16 protein-coding genes are annotated in these 16,432 nt (G+C 71.5%); 12 read left to right on the top strand and 4 right to left on the bottom strand.

From position 1 onward, the window contains the following. The first annotated feature begins 35 nt into the window (after positions 1–35). From HLB44_RS17015 to fabG, 6 genes are read left to right on the top strand one after another with little or no spacing between them, the layout of a single operon-like run. On the top strand, positions 36–905 hold the full coding sequence (locus tag HLB44_RS17015) for a polysaccharide deacetylase family protein (protein WP_343051355.1): 870 nt from the start codon (positions 36–38) through the stop codon (positions 903–905). Positions 906–912: 7 nt separating this feature from the next. Next, on the top strand, positions 913–1,701 hold the full coding sequence (locus tag HLB44_RS17010) for an SAM-dependent methyltransferase (protein ID WP_173124645.1): 789 nt from the start codon (positions 913–915) through the stop codon (positions 1,699–1,701). A 5-nt stretch (positions 1,702–1,706) separates the two neighbouring features. Further along, complete coding sequence (locus HLB44_RS17005; RefSeq protein WP_173125550.1) at positions 1,707–2,891, top strand: beta-ketoacyl-ACP synthase; 1,185 nt, start codon at positions 1,707–1,709, stop codon at positions 2,889–2,891. Beyond that, positions 2,891–3,691: a beta-ketoacyl synthase chain length factor gene (locus tag HLB44_RS17000; RefSeq protein ID WP_173124643.1), complete on the top strand. Its 801-nt coding sequence runs from the start codon at positions 2,891–2,893 to the stop codon at positions 3,689–3,691. Before HLB44_RS17005 ends, HLB44_RS17000 begins: the two co-directional genes overlap by 1 nt. Next, positions 3,688–4,149: a hotdog family protein gene (locus tag HLB44_RS16995; protein ID WP_173124641.1), complete on the top strand. Its 462-nt coding sequence runs from the start codon at positions 3,688–3,690 to the stop codon at positions 4,147–4,149. The genes HLB44_RS17000 and HLB44_RS16995 overlap by 4 nt, the downstream gene beginning before the upstream one ends. Continuing rightward, positions 4,146–4,889, top strand: coding sequence for a 3-oxoacyl-ACP reductase FabG (gene fabG / locus HLB44_RS16990; RefSeq protein ID WP_173124639.1), 744 nt, complete (start codon positions 4,146–4,148; stop codon positions 4,887–4,889). The genes HLB44_RS16995 and fabG overlap by 4 nt, the downstream gene beginning before the upstream one ends. 21 nt (positions 4,890–4,910) lie before the next feature. On the opposite strand, the gene HLB44_RS16985 is transcribed toward fabG, so the two are convergent. From HLB44_RS16985 to HLB44_RS16970, 4 genes are read right to left on the bottom strand one after another with little or no spacing between them, the layout of a single operon-like run. Next, positions 4,911–5,705 (bottom strand): glycosyltransferase family 2 protein, encoded by a 795-nt coding sequence (locus tag HLB44_RS16985; RefSeq protein WP_343051354.1) that lies wholly within the window; start codon positions 5,703–5,705, stop codon positions 4,911–4,913. After that, entirely contained in the window at positions 5,702–6,523 is an 822-nt protein-coding gene (locus tag HLB44_RS16980) for a lysophospholipid acyltransferase family protein (RefSeq protein ID WP_173124637.1), read from the bottom strand. Before HLB44_RS16980 ends, HLB44_RS16985 begins: the two co-directional genes overlap by 4 nt. Further along, on the bottom strand, positions 6,520–7,377 hold the full coding sequence (locus HLB44_RS16975; protein ID WP_173124635.1) for a MipA/OmpV family protein: 858 nt from the start codon (positions 7,375–7,377) through the stop codon (positions 6,520–6,522). Before HLB44_RS16975 ends, HLB44_RS16980 begins: the two co-directional genes overlap by 4 nt. Next, positions 7,374–8,357 (bottom strand): chorismate transformation FkbO/Hyg5 family protein, encoded by a 984-nt coding sequence (locus tag HLB44_RS16970; RefSeq protein WP_217283699.1) that lies wholly within the window; start codon positions 8,355–8,357, stop codon positions 7,374–7,376. Before HLB44_RS16970 ends, HLB44_RS16975 begins: the two co-directional genes overlap by 4 nt. A gap of 303 nt (positions 8,358–8,660) precedes the next feature. Between HLB44_RS16970 and HLB44_RS16965 the strand changes: the two genes are divergently transcribed. The 6 genes from HLB44_RS16965 (at position 8,661) to HLB44_RS16940 (ending at position 16,417) form a co-directional block, all read left to right on the top strand. Beyond that, on the top strand, positions 8,661–11,006 hold the full coding sequence (locus HLB44_RS16965) for a Tex family protein (protein ID WP_173124633.1): 2,346 nt from the start codon (positions 8,661–8,663) through the stop codon (positions 11,004–11,006). 29 nt (positions 11,007–11,035) lie between these two features. Further along, a complete protein-coding gene (locus tag HLB44_RS16960; RefSeq protein WP_173124631.1) occupies positions 11,036–12,106 on the top strand; it encodes a patatin-like phospholipase family protein in 1,071 nt (356 codons plus the stop codon). Positions 12,107–12,276: 170 nt separating this feature from the next. Beyond that, positions 12,277–13,800, top strand: coding sequence for a DUF4331 domain-containing protein (locus tag HLB44_RS16955; protein ID WP_246312314.1), 1,524 nt, complete (start codon positions 12,277–12,279; stop codon positions 13,798–13,800). Positions 13,801–13,811: 11 nt separating this feature from the next. Beyond that, on the top strand, positions 13,812–14,099 hold the full coding sequence (locus HLB44_RS16950) for a hypothetical protein (RefSeq protein WP_173124629.1): 288 nt from the start codon (positions 13,812–13,814) through the stop codon (positions 14,097–14,099). A gap of 64 nt (positions 14,100–14,163) precedes the next feature. Further along, positions 14,164–15,270 (top strand): tetratricopeptide repeat protein, encoded by a 1,107-nt coding sequence (locus tag HLB44_RS16945; RefSeq protein WP_173124627.1) that lies wholly within the window; start codon positions 14,164–14,166, stop codon positions 15,268–15,270. Then, the gene (locus tag HLB44_RS16940) at positions 15,260–16,417 is read left to right on the top strand and encodes a HupE/UreJ family protein (protein WP_173124624.1); all 1,158 of its coding nucleotides are present in this window, start codon (positions 15,260–15,262) and stop codon (positions 16,415–16,417) included. The genes HLB44_RS16945 and HLB44_RS16940 overlap by 11 nt, the downstream gene beginning before the upstream one ends. Positions 16,418–16,432 lie beyond the last annotated feature (15 nt).

Raw genomic sequence — 16,432 nt, 5'->3', positions numbered from 1 at the left:
TGCATGGGAAAATCCGCGCCTCCTTTCGTCGCCCCGTGACCGCTGCCCTCCCCTCCACCACCGCCGCCGACACGCCGGTCCCGGCCGACACGCGCTGGAGCCCGCTGCTGCGCGTCACCGTCGTCGTGCACCTGCTGGCCTTCAGCCTGCCGTGGTTCTGGGCCGGCAGCTGGCGCTGGGCGCTCGCCGCGCTGATCGCCAACCACGTGCTGCTGGCGGCAGCCGGCCTGTGGCCGCGTGCGCGCCTGCTGGGGCCGAACATCACGCGGCTGCCGGCGGCAGCCGCCGCACGCGGCGAGGTTGCGCTGACGATCGACGACGGTCCCGATCCGGCAGTGACGCCCGCGGTGCTGGACCTGCTGGATCGCCACGGCGCCCGCGCCACCTTCTTCGTCATCGCCGAGCGCGCCGCGCGCCATCCGGCGCTGGTCGCCGAGATCCTCGCGCGCGGCCACAGCGTGCAGAACCACAGCTTTCACCACCGCCACAACTTCTCGCTGCTCGGCCCGCGCGGCTTTCACCGCGAGCTGGAACGCGCGCAATCGCAGCTGCGCGCGTTGACCGGCGAGCGGCCGCGTTTCTTTCGCGCTCCCGCGGGCCTGCGCAACCCCTTCCTCCAGCCGGTGCTGCAGCGGCACGGCCTGCAGCTGACCAGCTGGACGCGGCGCGGCTTCGACACCCGCGAGTCCGATCCGCAGCGCGTGCTGGCACGCCTGACGCGCGATCTCGCCGCCGGCGACATCCTGCTGCTGCACGACGGCCACGCGGCCCGCGGCAGCGGCGGCGAGCCGGTGGTGCTGGCGGTGCTGCCGCCGCTGCTGCAGCGCCTGAACGACACCGGCCTGCATTCCGTGACCCTGCCTACGGCCTTCGCCGAGGCCACGGCACGAACTCCTAACGCCTGAAATACGCATGAGCTCCGTTGTCCTGACGTCCACCGTCGAGTCGCCCCCGCCTCCCCGCACGCCGGCCACCGACGCGGCCTGGCGCACGCTGCACGATGCGGCCTGCGCGCCGTATCGCCGCGCCGGCCGATTCGCCTGGAACTTCGCGCGCGGCAAGCTCGGCCGTGATCCGGTGTTCCGCGGCATGCTCGAGCGCGGCGACCTGCGTGCGCACGCCCGGGTGGTCGACATCGGCTGCGGGCAGGGCTTGCTGGCGAGCCTGTTCTCGTCGATCGACGCGCTGGTCGCACGCGGCGCCTGGCCGGCGAGCTGGCCCACCGCGCCGCAGGGCTGCCGCTACACCGGCATCGAGCTGATGCCGCGCGACATCGCCCGCGCCGAAGCCGCCGTCGGCGACCTGCCGACGCAGCCGCGCTTCGTCTGCGGCGACATGCGCGAGGTCGCGCTGCCGCCGTGCGAGGTGGTCGTGATCCTCGACGTGCTGCACTACGTCGACCACGCGGCGCAGGCCGCGCTGCTCGGCCGCATCCTCGACGCGCTGCAGCCCGGCGGCCGGCTGCTGCTGCGCATCGGCGACGCGTCGAACCGGCGCGGCTTCGCCGTCAGCCAGTGGGTCGACCGGCTCGTCACCTGGGTGCGCGGCCACCGCGCGCCACCGACCTGGGGCCGCACGCTGATGCAGTGGATCGAGCTGCTGCGCGAACACGGCTTCGTCGTGCAACCGGTGCCGATGAGCCGAGGCACGCCGTTCGCCAACGTGCTGCTGGTGGCCGACAAGCCGGAGGACCCCACATGAGTGTCATTGCACCGGTGGCGGTGAGCGCCTTCAGCGTCAGCAGCGCGCTGGGCATCGGCCAGGCCGCGACGCTGGCGGCCCTGCGCGAGCAGCGCAGCGGCCTGGCGCATCGCTGCTTCGAAACCGTCGACCGGCCGCTGTGGATCGGCGAGGTGCCGGGCGTCGACGAGGAACGGCTGCCCGCAGCGCTGTCGGCCTACGACTGCCGCAACAACCGCCTCGCCTGGCAGGGCCTGCACGCCGACGGTTTCGCAGCGCGCGTCGCGCAGGCGCGGCAGCGCCACGGGGCGGAACGCATCGCCGTGCTGCTCGGCACCAGCACGTCCGGCATCCTGCAGACCGAAGAAGCCTATCGCCGGCGTGACGCGGCCACCGGCGCGCTGCCGGCCGATTTTCACTACCGGCAGACGCACAACACCCATTCGCTGGCCGAGTTCGTGCGCGCCGCGCTCGATCTGCAGGGCCCGGCGATGGTCGTCTCGACCGCCTGCTCGTCGAGCGCCAAGGTCTTCGCGCAGGCCGCGCGCTGGCTGGCGCTGGGCCTGGTCGACGCGGCGGTCGTCGGCGGCGTCGACAGCCTGTGCCTGACGACGCTGTACGGCTTCTCGTCGCTCGAGCTGCTGTCGCCGGAGATCTGCCGGCCCTGGGATGCGAACCGGCACGGGCTGTCGCTCGGCGAAGCGGCAGCGTTCGCCCTGCTCGAACGCGATGGCGATGCCGCCGCCTGGCTGCTCGGCTGCGGCGAGAGCAGCGACGGCCACCACATGAGCAGCCCGCATCCCGAAGGCGCCGGCGCCGCCGCCGCGATGCGCGGCGCGCTGGCCAGTGCCCGGCTGACGCCGGCTGAGGTCGACTACATCAACCTGCACGGCACCGCGACGCCGAACAACGACACGGTCGAGGATCTGGCGGTGCGCACGGTGTTCGGCGCCCAGCTGCCGTGCAGCTCGACCAAGGGCGCCACCGGCCACACGCTCGGCGCAGCCGGCGGGCTGGAGGCGGTGATCTCGATGCTGGCGCTGCAGCACGGCCTGTTGCCGGCGGGGTTGAACGTGCGCACGCCCGACCCCGCGCTGCGCTGCGCCTACCTCAGCGAAAACCGCGCCGCAGCGCCGCGCCGCATCGCCAGCAACTCGTTCGGTTTCGGCGGCAGCAATGCCTGCCTGATCTTCGGGCGGGAGGCGGCATGATGGCTTTCGAAGTGAGCGTCCGCGGCGTGGGATTGGTCGGTCCGGGGCTGGCCGACTGGACGCAGGGGCAGGTGCTGCTGGGCGAGCCGGCCGGCTGGGCCTCGGCGCCGACCGTGCTCACCGCGCCGGCCCGCCTGGCACCGACCGAGCGCCGCCGCGCCGGCGCCATCGTCAAGCTGTCTTTCGCCGTCGCCGACCAGGCCTGCGCGCAGGCGGGCGTCGACGTGCACACGCTGGCCACCGTCTTCAGCTCGACGGGATCCGACTCGGCCAACTGCCATGCCTTGTGCGAAGCGCTGGCGCAGCCCGAGCGCATCGTCTCGCCGACCCGCTTCACGAACTCGGTGCACAACGCCGCCGCCGGTTACTGGCACATCGCGACGCAATCGCGCGCGCCATCGACCAGCCTGTGTGCCTTCGACGGCAGCTTCGCCGCCGGGCTGCTCGAAGCGGCGGCGCAAGCCGTGTCACTGCGCCGGCCGGTGCTGCTGGTGGCCGCCGACGTGCCGTATCCCGAGCCGCTGAACGGCACGCGGCCGCTGCCGGACGCCTTCGGCCTGGCGCTGCTGCTGGATGCCGATCCGGCGCTCGGCGGCGTGCGTCTGGGGCTCAGCCTCGCGGCGGCCACCGCAGCGGCCACGCCCTGCACGCACCCCGGCTTCGAGGCGCTGCGTGCAGCGATTCCCGCGGCGCGCGGGTTGCCGCTGCTCGAGCAACTGGCCGCTCCTGCCCCGGCCGCGACGCTGCGCATCGACTACCTCGAAGACCTGCACCTGGTGCTGCAGGTGCAGACCCGATGAACCTGCCGCCGACGCTGGACCACGCCGGCATCGCCGAACGCATCCCGCATGCCGGCCGCATGTGCCTGCTCGATGCCTTGCTCGACTGGACGCCCGAACGCATCCGCTGCAGCGCACGCAGCCACCACGCACCGGACCATCCGCTGCGCAGCGCCAGCGGCCTGCTTGCGCCGTGTGCCATCGAATACGCGGCGCAGGCGATGGCCCTGCACGGCGCGCTGATCGCGCCGCCCGGCAGCCGGCCGACGCCGGGGTACCTGGCGAGCGTGCGCGAGGTGCGGCTGGCGGTGCCGGCCCTGCACACGCTGGCGGGCGAGCTGCAGGTCGAAGCCGAGCGCCTGGCCGGCGATCAGCGCCAGATCCTCTACCGCTTCGCAGTGCGCGACGGCGCCGGCGGCGCCGTCGCCGACGGACGGGCGACGGTGGTGCTGAATGTGATGCCGGAGCACACCGCGTGACGGCGCCTCCTCGGCTCGCCGGCAAGCGCGCGCTGGTCACCGGCGCCAGCGGCGCGCTCGGCGGCGCGATCGCCCGCCGCCTCGCGGCCGACGGCGCCACGCTGCTGCTGCACGCGAACCGCGGTGCGGCAATCATCGAAGCGCTGGCCGACGAGCTGCGTGCGGCCGGCGGCAGCGCGCAATGCCATGTCTTCGACATCGCCGATGCCGCGGCCACGCAGGCGGCGACCACCGCGATGCTCGAAGGCGGCGCGGTGCAGGTGATCGTCAACAACGCCGGCGTGCACGACGATGCGGTGTTCCCCGGCATGCGCGCCGAGCAATGGCACCGCGTGATCGACGTCTCGCTGCACGGCTTCTTCCACGTCACGCAGCCGCTGCTGCTGCCGATGCTGCGCACGCGCTGGGGCCGCATCGTCAACATCTCGTCGGTCGCGTCGCTGATCGGCAACCGGGGCCAGGTCAACTACGCGGCGGCCAAGGGCGCGCTGAACAGCGCGACCAAGGCGCTGTCGCTCGAGGTCGCCAGCCGCGGCGTCACCGTCAATGCGGTGGCGCCCGGCATCATCGCGTCGCCGATGGCCGAGGCCGCCTTCGATGCGGCGCAGATCGCGCAGCTGGTGCCGGTCAAGCGCGCCGGCACGCCGCAGGAGGTCGCCGAGCTGGTGGCGTTTCTCGCCAGCCCGCTGGCCGCGTACATCAGCGGTCAGGTGATCTCGATCGACGGCGGCATGAGCTGACGCGTGCCAAGCGCGCCCAGCTCAGCGTTGGTACGGCGGCTTGCGCAGCAGCCGCCGCGTCAGCAGCAGCGGCAGCCGCAGCACGAACTCGAGCATCAGCCGCGCATGCATCCATGTCAATAGCGCGTTATCGCGGCCGTACTTGAAGTGCGAGATGCCGCCGTCCTCGGGCCGCGGGTACTTGACCGGTGCATCGACGTTGACCGGCTTGACGCCGCGCCACGCCAGCCGCACGACCGCCTCGGTGTCGAAGTCGAAGCGCCGCATCCACGGCTGGCGCCGCATCACCGCCGCCAACGCCGCGGCCGGGTAGACGCGGAATCCGAACAGCGAATCGCCGACGCCGGCGCCGAGCGTCTCGAGGTTGGTCCAGGCGTTCGAGACGCGCCGGCCGCGCACGCGCAGCAGCGGCGCGCTGGCATCGAACACCGGCTTGCCGAGCACCATCGTGTCCGGCCGCGCCTGCGATTGCTGCATGAAGTGCGGGATCAGCGCCGCCGGATGCTGGCCGTCGGCGTCCATCGTCAGCACGTGCGTGACGCCCGATTGCAGCGCCAGGCGCAGCCCGTGCAGCACCGCGGCGCCCTTGCCCTGGTTGCGCGGCAGCACGAAGACCTGCAGCCCGGGGTCGGCCGCGGCGCGCGCCAGCAGCGGCAGCTCGGAGCCGTCGGTGCTGCCGTCGATCACGACCCACACCGGGTTCCATTGCGCGCGCGCGGCGGCCACCGTCTGCAGCAACAGCCGGCCGGTGTTGTAGCTGGGGATCAGCACCAGGTGGCTGCGCGACGCGGTCTCGACCAGCGGGCGCGCGCTCACGAACTGCTGCCCGTCGTCTTGGACATCGACTTGTTCGGCCTGACGCCGGACGCGAAATAGGCTTCGAGCTCATGCAGCAGCGCGTCCGAATCGCGCTGCGGCTCGAAACGCTCGCCGATGCGCACGCTGAAGACGATCGGCAGCGGTGGCAACCGCCACAGCGGCCAGCCCTTGCCGAGGTAGGGCGAGTCGGTGTCGATGAAGACGGTCTGGATCGGCGCCTTGGCCAGCTTGGCGATCAGCGTGACGCCGGGCATGAAGGGGTTCACCGGCGGCTGCGTCGTACGCGTGCCCTCGGGGAACATCACCAGCTGGCCGCCTTGCTTCAGCGTATCGACCGCCTGGCGCACCATCGCCAGCGGCGCGTCGTTGCTGACGTAGCGCGCCAGCCGCGCGCCAGCGCTGAGGAAGGGGTTGCGCAGCAGGCTCGCCTTCATGATGCAGGTGGCGCGCGGCAGCCGCGCGACCAGCATCAGCGCGTCGAGCATGCTCGGATGGTTGGCGGCGATGACCAGCCCCGGTTCGTCGCGCAGCGCGTCCAGCAGGCCCGCCTCGAGCCGCAGCATGCCGGTGAACGCAGCGATGGCCCAGAACATCCGGTAGACATAGGCGATGGCGGCGCGGCCGATGGCTTGCCCGCGTTGGCGCGACAGCACCGGGTACAGCAGCATCGCGACCAGGTTCCAGCTCAAGGACATCAGGCCGAGCAGCAGCAGCAGCAGGTACAGCAGCAGCGTCATCGGCAGCGCGACCGGCCAGGCGATGCGGCGCGGCTGCGGCGAGGACTCGGCAGTGAGCGATGAACGCAGCGGCTTCATTCGTCGACGTCCACGCTGCGTGACGAGCCGGTCAGCACCCACGACATCGCCAGGCCCGCCGACCACTGGCTGCGCTGGCGCACCAGCGGGCTGTCTTCGAAGGCCGCGCCGCGCAGGCTGTCGACCTTGACGAAGAAGCCGATCCAGCGCGGACCATCGCGCCGCGACAGCCCGGCCAGCGCGGTCGCGCCGGCGTAACCGCCGCGCGCGCGGTAGGCCGGGCGCCCGGCGGTGGCGTGGGCCGGCGCCACGTCGTAGAAGTAGCCGTGCAGCTTGCGGTCGCCGATCACCGGGCCGGCGAGCAGGCCGACGTTCCAGCCGCCGGCGGTGCGCAGGTCGAGGTTGACGTTCGGCGTCGCGATCCAGCCGACGACCCGCGGCTGCGACTCGATGCTGAGCGCGGCGCGCAGCGGCAGCCGCAGGTCGAGCTTCCATTCGGCGATGCCCGCCACCGCGCCGCGGCCGCGACCGAGCGTCCAGTTGACGTTCGGGCCCAGCTCGATCGTCGGCTTCAGGTCCGGCATGCCTTCGCGGGCATGGTTGTCGCGGCTGCGCGTCGGCGTGCTGGCCGAGGCGCTCACATCGACGTCGAAGCGCTGAGAATCGAGCAGCACCGCGCGCGCGCCGTCGCGGTCGGCCTTGAAGATCTCGCCGCGGTAGGCGATGTAGGGCACCGGCAGCAGCCAGGCGCTGGACTGGTCGGAGCCGCGGTAGTGCGGCAGGCGCAGGCTGCCGACGCCCAGGCCCAGCTCCCACAGCGGCCGCTGCACGGCGGCGGCGGGCAGCGCCAGCGTCATCGTCAACGCGGCGAGCCCGGCGAACGCGCCGATGCGAGTGGGACGCCGGCCGATCATGCGCACACCTCGCCCGGCGCATGGGCCTGCGCCTCGATTTCGACCAGCAGGTCATGCCGGCAGATGTCGGCCTGCAGCAACACGGCCTCGCGCACCGCGGGCGCATCGGCGCCCAGGGCCTGCTCGAGCATCGTGCGCACGGCGGGTCCGTCGGCGGCATGCCGCACGTAGACGGTGAACAGCAGGTCGCGCAGGGCGAAGCGGGCGCTGGTGTGCCGGTGCGCCGTGCCGATCACCGCTTCGAGGTTGGCCAGCGTCTCGCGCACCTGGCCGGCGAGGTCGCCGACATGCACCGACTGGTGGCCGACGATGCTGGCGGTGCCGGAGATCGACAGCACCACCTGGCCGCCGCCGGCATCGGCGAGCGCTGCGCGCGAGAAGGTCGGTGCGCGCGGACCGTACTGGTTCGGGTAGTGGTAGGCCGAGACCTGGCGCGGGTTCTCGATCGGCCGCGACGGCCGGCGCCCGGCGAGCACGCGGATGACGATCGGTCCGTATTGCGGTCCGAGCGCGCAGGCTGCCGGCGAGCCTTCGAAGGCGGCCTGGCCGGCCTTCAGGAAAGCCTGCTGGCGCCCGAGGTTGAAGTGGCGATAACGCTCGAGGCCACCTTCGTCGGCATTGATGCGCGGCACGTAGTTCCACAGCCGCAGCGGGTGCACGAAGCCGGTGCTGCGCAAGGCATCGAACAGGTCGAGATAGGCCTGTTCGACGCACGCGGCCAGCTCGCCCACCGGCGCATCGAAGGCCAGCGCGCCGTACAGCCATTCGGCGTTGTGGCGCCAGTGCAGCAGGCCGCTGCGGCCCTCGGTCATCGGCCCGTCGCTGAGCCAGGCATCGATCACTTCGCGGCTGCCGGCCAGCAGCGGCAGCGCGGCGCCGAAGGGCAGCTCGCCGAGCAGCGTGGCCGCATCGGCCGCGGCGCCGGCGGGGCGGCGTTCGGCTCGCAGCGCCAGCGCGTTCACGGTGGACAGCACGCTCATCGGCCGGCGGCGGCCCGTTGACCGGGCACGGGCAAAACCTCGACCAGCGGGCCCTGCGACAGGCCCAGCACCATCATGTCCATCGGATGTCTTGAATATGTAAGTGTGCAGCGCGGGCCTCCCAGCCCCGGGCCGGACCGGCTGCGCCGCCGATCGCCGCGATTATGCCGAATCGACCCCCGCGGCCGCCTTGGCGCTGCCCCCTAGGTAACCACCCCCGGACAGGTGGTTCACGAGGGCCAGAATCGCTATGGCAAACTCGCGCGCTTTGTCTTTTCAGGGCCCTTCATGGGCCTGCTTTCCTTGGACAAGATCCTTCTGCAAATTGCGACCGAACTGAAGGTCGCGCCTCGACAGGTCCACGCTGCCGTCGAGCTGCTCGATGGCGGCGCCACGGTCCCGTTCATCGCCCGCTACCGCAAGGAGGCCACCGACGGCCTCGACGACACGCAGCTGCGCGATCTCGAAGCGCGCCTGGGCTACCTGCGCGAGCTCGAAGAGCGGCGCACGGCGGTTCTGAAGAGCATCGACGAGCAGGGCAAGCTGACGCCCGAGCTGCGCGCCGCCGTCGAAGCCGCGCCGACCAAGCAGGAGCTCGAAGACCTGTACCTGCCGTACAAGCCCAAGCGCCGCACGAAGGGGATGATTGCCCGTGAGGCCGGACTGGAGCCATTGGCCGACAAGCTGTTCGCCGACCCGTCGCTCGACCCGCTGGCGCAGGCCGCCGCTTTCATCAATGCCGACGCCGGCTTCGCCGATGCGCACGCGGTGCTCGACGGTGTGCGCGACCTGTTGTCCGAGCGCTGGGCCGAGGATGCCGCGCTGGTCGGCAAGCTGCGCGAATGGCTGTGGGAAGACGGCCTCTTCCGCTCGAAGATCGTCGACGGCAAGGACCCGGTGAATGCCGACGTGTCGAAGTTCCGCGACTACTTCGACTACGACGAGCCGATCAGCCGTGTGCCCTCGCACCGCGCGCTGGCGGTGTTCCGCGGCCGCACGCTGGAGCTCCTCGAAGCCAAGCTGGCGCTCGACGAAGAGGTGGTGCCGGGGCAACCGACGCTGGCCGAGGGCCGCATCGCCGTGCACCTCGGCTGGCGCCACGCGAAGCGGCCGGCCGATGAGCTGATCCGCAAGACGATTGCCTGGACCTGGAAAGTCAAGCTCAGCTTGAGCCTGGAGCGCGACCTGTTCACCCGGCTGCGCGAAGCGGCCGAGGCGACCGCGATCAAGGTCTTCGCCGAGAACCTGCGCGACCTGCTGCTGGCCGCACCCGCCGGCAAGCGCGTCGTGATGGGGCTGGACCCGGGCATCCGCACCGGCGTCAAGGTGGCGGTGGTGTCCGACACCGGCAAGGTGCTGGACACGTCCACCGTCTACCCGCACGAGCCGCGCAAGGATTGGGAAGGCTCGCTGCACACATTGGGCAAGCTGGTCGCGACACACGGCGTGAATCTGATCGCGATCGGCAACGGCACCGCCAGCCGCGAAACCGACAAGCTGGCCGCCGACCTGATCAAGCGCATCTCGGCCATTGCACCGGACGCGAAGATCGACAAGGTCGTCGTCAGCGAAGCCGGCGCGTCGGTCTACTCGGCCTCGGAATTCGCCAGCAAGGAGCTGCCCGAGCTCGACGTCAGCCTGCGCGGCGCGGTATCGATCGCGCGCCGCTTGCAGGACCCGCTGGCCGAGCTGGTGAAGATCGAGCCGAAGAGCATCGGCGTCGGCCAGTACCAGCACGACGTCAACCAGAGCGAGCTCGCGCGCACCTTGGGCGCGGTGGTCGAGGACTGCGTCAACAAGGTCGGCGTCGACCTGAACACCGCGTCGGCGCCGCTGCTGTCGCGGGTGTCGGGGCTGTCGGCGGCGGTGGCCGCGTCCATCGTGCGTTGGCGCGATGCCCACGGCGCCTTCCGCAATCGCCAGCAGCTGCTCGACGTCGCCGGCCTCGGGCCGAAGACCTTCGAGCAGGCCGCCGGCTTCCTGCGCATCCGCGACGGCGACAACCCGCTGGATCTGTCGGGTGTGCACCCCGAGACCTATCCCGTCGTCGAGCGTCTGCTCGCCAAGCTGCAGCGCCCGCTGCACGAGGTCATCGGCAAGGCCGACGTGATCCGCACGCTGAAGCCCGAGGCCTTTGCCGACGAGCGGTTCGGCGCGATCACCGTCAAGGACATCTTCGCCGAGCTCGAGAAGCCCGGCCGCGATCCGCGCCCGGACTTCAAGGTCGCGCGCTTCAACGACGGCGTCGAGGACATCAAGGACCTGATCGAAGGCATGGTGCTCGAAGGCACCGTCAGCAACGTTGCGCAGTTCGGCGCCTTCATCGACCTGGGCGTGCACCAGGACGGCCTGGTGCACGTCAGCCAGCTGTCGAACAAGTTCGTCACCGATGCGCGCGAGGTCGTCAAGACCGGCGACATCGTCAAGGTCAAGGTGCTCGAGGTCGACCTGGCGCGCAAGCGCATCTCGCTGACGATGAAGCTCGATGCGCAGCCGGGCAAGGGCGCCGGGGCCGGCCGCGGCGACGCCGGTTTCCGGCCTGCCGGCCGCAACGAGCGCGCGCCGAGCGGCGCGCGCGGTGGTGCGCCGGCCGCCCAGCCTGCGGGCGCGATGGCCGCGGCCTTCGCCAAGCTGCAGACCAAGCGCTAGGCTGCTAACGCGCGATACCGCCGGCCACGATGCAAGCGCTGCACATCCACGCCGGACCGCGCGCCCGCGCGCGGCTGCGTGAGCGCGGCCTGCAGCCCGATGACATCCGCGTCATCGCCGGTGCCGCCGGCGGGCCGAAGGGCCTGGTGCTGAACCCGCTCGACCAGGCGATCTTCGGCCGCTGGCTCACCGGCAGCGCGCAGACGATCCACCTCGTCGGCGCCTCGATCGGCGCCTGGCGCCTGGCCTGCGCGACGCTCGACGAGCCGGCGCGCGCGCTGCAGCGACTGGCCGACGACTACATCGCGCAGCAGTACCCGGTGCGGCCGGGCGGCGGCCGGGTCGCGCAGCAGATGTCGGATGTCTTCGGCCTGCGGCTGCGCGAGCACTTCGACGGCCGCGAGGCCGAGGCGCTGAACCATCCGCGCTACCGGCTGCACGTCTTCACGAGCCTCGGCCGCGGGCTGTTGCGCCGCGAGGGCCGGCTGCGCACGCCGCTCGGCTACCTCGGCGCCTTCACGACCAACCTGGTCAGCCGGCGGGCGATGGGCGGCTGGCTGGAGCGCGTGATCTTCTCCGATCGGCGCGAGCCGCTGCCCTTCCACCTGCACGACTACCGCACGCACCAGGTGGCGCTGTCGGCGCAGAACTTGACGTCCTCGGTGCTGGCGAGCTGCTCGATACCGTTCGTGCTCGCCGCAGTGCACGACATCCCCGGCGCGCCGGCCGGCGCCTACTGGGACGGCGGCATCACCGACTACCACCTGCACCTCGACTACGCGTCGATGGGCGAGGGCCTGGTGCTGTACCCGCACTTCCAGCGCCAGCTGGTGCCGGGCTGGCTCGACAAGGGCCTGCGCCATCGCCACCGCGCGAGCGCGCGGCTCGAGAATGTGATCGTGCTGGCGCCGAACCCCGAGTGGGTCAGAACCTTGCCGAACGCCAAGCTGCCCGACCGCAGCGACTTCAAGGCCTACGGCCTGGATCACGCCGGCCGTGCCGCGGCCTGGCGCCAGGCCTTGACGATGAGCGCTCGGCTGGCCGACGAATTCGAGCAGCTCGCCTCGAAGACGTCGATCGACGCCGCGCCGCTGCCCTAGGTGCGCCGGCCGGCGGGCCTTTGCCGACAAGCGCATCCGTTTTCGAGCTCCCCGCGTATCAGCCTGCCAGACACCCGCTGGCGCTGACAACAAGCCGGAGGTGTCCAGCGCCGAAGCGGCCCTCCGACGCCGCGGCGGCATGGACTTTCATGCGCTCGAGGACGAACACCATGACCCTCACAATGCTCCCGGTGCAGCGCCTGCTGCCCGTCGCCGCGGCCGCGCTGGCCGCCTTCGCCGCCGCGCTGCCGGCCCAGGCGTCGAGCCACCGCGAGGCGCCGTACATCACGACCCAGCCCAAGGTCGACGGCACCGACTTCTACATGTTCTCCAGCTACGAGCCGGGCCGCAGCGGCTACGTCACGCTGATCGCCAACTACCAGCCGCTGCAGGCGCCGTACGGCGGCCCGAACTACTTCTCGATGGATCCGAACGCGCTCTACGAGATCCACATCGACAACAACGGCGACGCGAAGGAAGACATCAGCTTCCAGTTCCGCTTCAAGAATGCGCTCAAGAGCATCACGCTGCCGATCGGCGGCAAGAACGTCGCGATTCCGCTGATCCAGGCCGGCGGCGTTACGGACCCGAATGCGGCTGCCCTGAACCTCAACGAGACCTTCAGCGTCGACATCGTGCGCGGTGACCGCCGCAGCGGCACCAAGGCGGCGATCACCAACGCATCGGGTGGCGGCGCGAGCTTCAACAAGCCGGTCGACTACATCGGCATGAAGACGATTCCCGACTACGCCGCGTACGCAGCGAAGCACATCTACGACGTCACGATTCCGGGCTGCACGCAGCCGGCCAAGCTCTTCGTCGGGCAGCGCAAGGAAGCCTTCGCGGTCAACCTCGGCACGATCTTCGACCTGGTCAACGCGCCGGTCGCGGTGATCACCGATCCGGCGCTGATCAATGCGGTGCCGAACACCATCGACAACACCAACGTTTCTTCGATGGCGCTCGAAGTCCATCGCAGCTGCCTGACGCAAGGCAGCGAGACGGTGATCGGCGGCTGGACCACCGCCAGCCTGCGCCAGGGTGGCCTGCTGAACCCGGCGCCGGGCAAAGGCCACCAGACCACCGGCGTGCCGGGCGGCGCCTGGGTGCAGGTGTCGCGGCTGGGCATGCCGCTGGTCAACGAAGTCGTCATCGGCCTGCCCGACAAGGACCGCTTCAACTCGAGCAAGCCGAAGGACGACGGCCAGTTCGCCGACTACGTGACGAACCCGACGCTGCCGGCGCTGCTGGAGATCGCGCTGGCCCTGCCGGGCGCCGCGCCGAAGAACATCCCGCGCAACGACTTGGTGGTCACCTTCCTGACCGGCATCAGGAACGTCAACCAGCCGGCCAACGTGGTTGCCTCGGAGATGCTGCGGCTGAACACCGCCACCGCGCCGACGCCGTCGGCCAGCCAGCATCGCCTGGGTCTGGCCGGTGGTGACGCCGCCGGCTTCCCGAACGGCCGCCGGCCGAAGGACGACATCGTCGACATCTCGCTGGTCGCGGTGATGGGCGGGCTGTGCATGGTCAACGGCGACGGCAATACGCTGAACATGGGCGCCGACTGCAAGCCGGCCAACGTGCCGCTCGGCGCCACCTCGCTGAAGCTGCACGACGCGGTCGACCAGGCGGTCGTGCCGCTGCTGCCGGGCTTCCCCTACCTGGCGACGCCGACGCCGGGATCCAAGTGAGGAGCGCTGCGATGAAGACCAGTCACACGCTGACGCTGCTGTTCGCCGCCGCCGCACTGCTCGGCGGCTGCGGCGGGGACGACGACTACACCGCGCCGCCACCGCCGCCGCCCGCACCGGCGCCACCGCCGCCGGATCCGCTGGCCGCGGTGCCGGCCAGCGCGACGCAGTCGATCGAGGGCCTGATCGCCTACCTGAAGACCTTGGGCATGAACCTCAACGACACGCGCGAGCCGATCGACATCGGCGCGACGCTGACGCTGCCCAGCAGCGACACGTCGGAGCCGTCCGCGCTCTGACGCCCGCTGCGCCCGCCTAAGCGCAGAATGCGGCGGGCGCAGCCGTGTCCATCGGAGGAGAACGATGCGAATCCTGTCCCGCGCGGCGCTCTTGATGGCGGTGCTTTCCGGCCCGGCGGCGCTCGCCGCGCCGATCGTGCCGCAGCACGACGACGAAGTCATCGAGCGCCTGCCGGCGGTCGCCCGCGGCAGCGCCAGCAGCGATCCGGCGGTCGCGCTGCGTGAGGCGAAGGCGCTGCTCGATGCCGGCCGCGAGCAAGGTGATCCGCGGCTGGCCGGCCGCGCGCTGGCGCGCCTGGCGCGCTGGCAGGCGGATGCCCGCGCGCCGGCCGAGCTGGTGCTGCTGATCGCCGACACCGAGCAGTACCTGCACCAGTTCGGATCGGCCGTCGTGCGCCTCGAAGCGCTCGTCCAGCGTGATCCGGGCCAGCCGCGCGCCTGGCTGATGCTCGCGACGCTGCATCGCGTGCAAGGCCGCTACGCGCAGTCCGACACCGCGTGCCAGGCGCTGCAGCGCCTGGGCATGCAGCCCTATGCCGCAGCCTGCAGCGCCGAGAACCTCGCGCTGCGCGGCGAGCACGAGCCGGCGCGCCGGCAACTGCAGCCCTTGATCGCGCGGGCCACCCAACCGACCACCCGGGCCTGGCTGCTGACGACGCTGGCCGAGCTCGAACAACGCGCCGGCCGCGCGGCGGCGTCCGACCAGGCCTGGCGCCAGTCGCTGGCCAGCGCGCGCGACAGTTATGCGGCGATTTCCTATGCCGACTTCCTGCTCGATCAGCGTCGGCCGCGCGAGGCTTGGGGACTGCTGCAAGGCGAGCAGCGCAGTGATGCCGCGCTGCTGCGTTTGGCGATCGCCGCGCAGCGCGCGGGATTGCCCGAAGCGGCCACGCTGCGCGATGAACTGCGCGAGCGTTTTGCGTTGGCCGACCAGCGCAGCGGTCCGAGCGGCCACGAGCGCGAGCGCGCGCTGATGGCGCTGGAGATCGAAGGCGATGCGGCGGCCGCGCTGCGGGCGGCGCGACAGAACGTCGAGCAGCAGCGCGAGCCGCTCGATGTGCTGCTGCTGGCGCGTTGCGCGGCCGCGGCGGGTGATGCCGCCGCGCGTGCCCAGGCGCGCACGCTGGCCGAACGCATGGGGATGCGCGATGCGCGGCTGGATGCGATCTGACGGCACCGCGACGCTGCTCGCGGCGTTCCGCGCGGCGATGCTGCTGCTGTGTGCGCTGTTGCCGCCGCTGCCGGCCGCGGCGCACAAGGCGAGCGATGCCTATCTGTTCATCGAGACACGCGGTGATAACACGCAAATGCGATGGGACATCGCCTTGCGCGACCTCGATGCCGCGCTGCCGCTCGATGCCGACGGCGATCGCCAGCTCACCTGGCGCGAGCTGCGCAGCGCCTGGGCCTCGATCGACGCGCTGGCGCTGGCCGCACTGTCGGCGCCGGGCTGCCGCTTCGAAGTCACCGGCCACGCGTTGGAGCGTCGCAACGACGGCGCTTATGCGGTGCTGCTGCTGCGCGCGCCGTGCACGATCGACGAACGCACGCCGCTGCGCTACACGCTGTTCGCCGACGTCGACCCGACACACCGCGGCATCCTGAAGATCCAGCGGGCCGACGGCAGCAGCGCGGTGCGGCTGCTCGATCCGCAGCAGCCGGCCGCCGTGCCGGCGGTGTCCGCGACGCCCGCTTCAGTCGAGCCCGGGACGGCGGCCGCGTTCTTGCGCGAAGGCGTGCACCACATCGTCACCGGCTACGACCACCTGCTGTTCCTGTTCTGCCTGCTGCTGCCCGCGGTGCTGCGGCGCGAGGACGGCCGCTGGCAGGCGGTCGACAGCTGGCGCGCCGCGCTGTGGCCGGTCGCCAAGACGGTCACGCTGTTCACGCTGGCGCACTCGGTAACGCTGGCGCTCGCGACGCTGGGCTGGGTGCGACTGTCGCCGGCGTTCGTCGAGCCGGCCATCGCGGTGACGATCATCCTGGCGGCGCTTGACAACATCCGGCCCCTGATCGGAAAGCGGCGCGGCTGGGTGACGTTCTTCTTCGGCCTGATCCACGGCTTCGGCTTCGCCGGCGTGCTCGGCGAGCTGCAGCTGCCGCCGGCCGCCTTCGGCTGGGCACTGTTCCAGTTCAACCTCGGGCTCGAGCTGGGTCAGCTGGCGATGGTGCTGCTGGTCGTGCCGATGCTGTATCTGCTGCGCCGGCGCCGGCTCTACGTGCCCGGCGTGATGGTCGCCGGCTCGGCGGCCGCGATGCTGCTCGCGGCGGTGTGGCTGTTCGAGCGCACGGCCGACGTCAGCCTGTTGCCGTTTTGACGGTGGCCTGAACTA

This window comes from Pseudaquabacterium terrae (assembly GCF_013266755.1).
Taxonomy (GTDB): Bacteria; Pseudomonadota; Gammaproteobacteria; order Burkholderiales; family Burkholderiaceae_C; genus Pseudaquabacterium; species Pseudaquabacterium terrae.
Note: the sequence above shows the minus strand (reverse complement) of the source record. Positions and strands in the feature narration are given on the sequence as shown.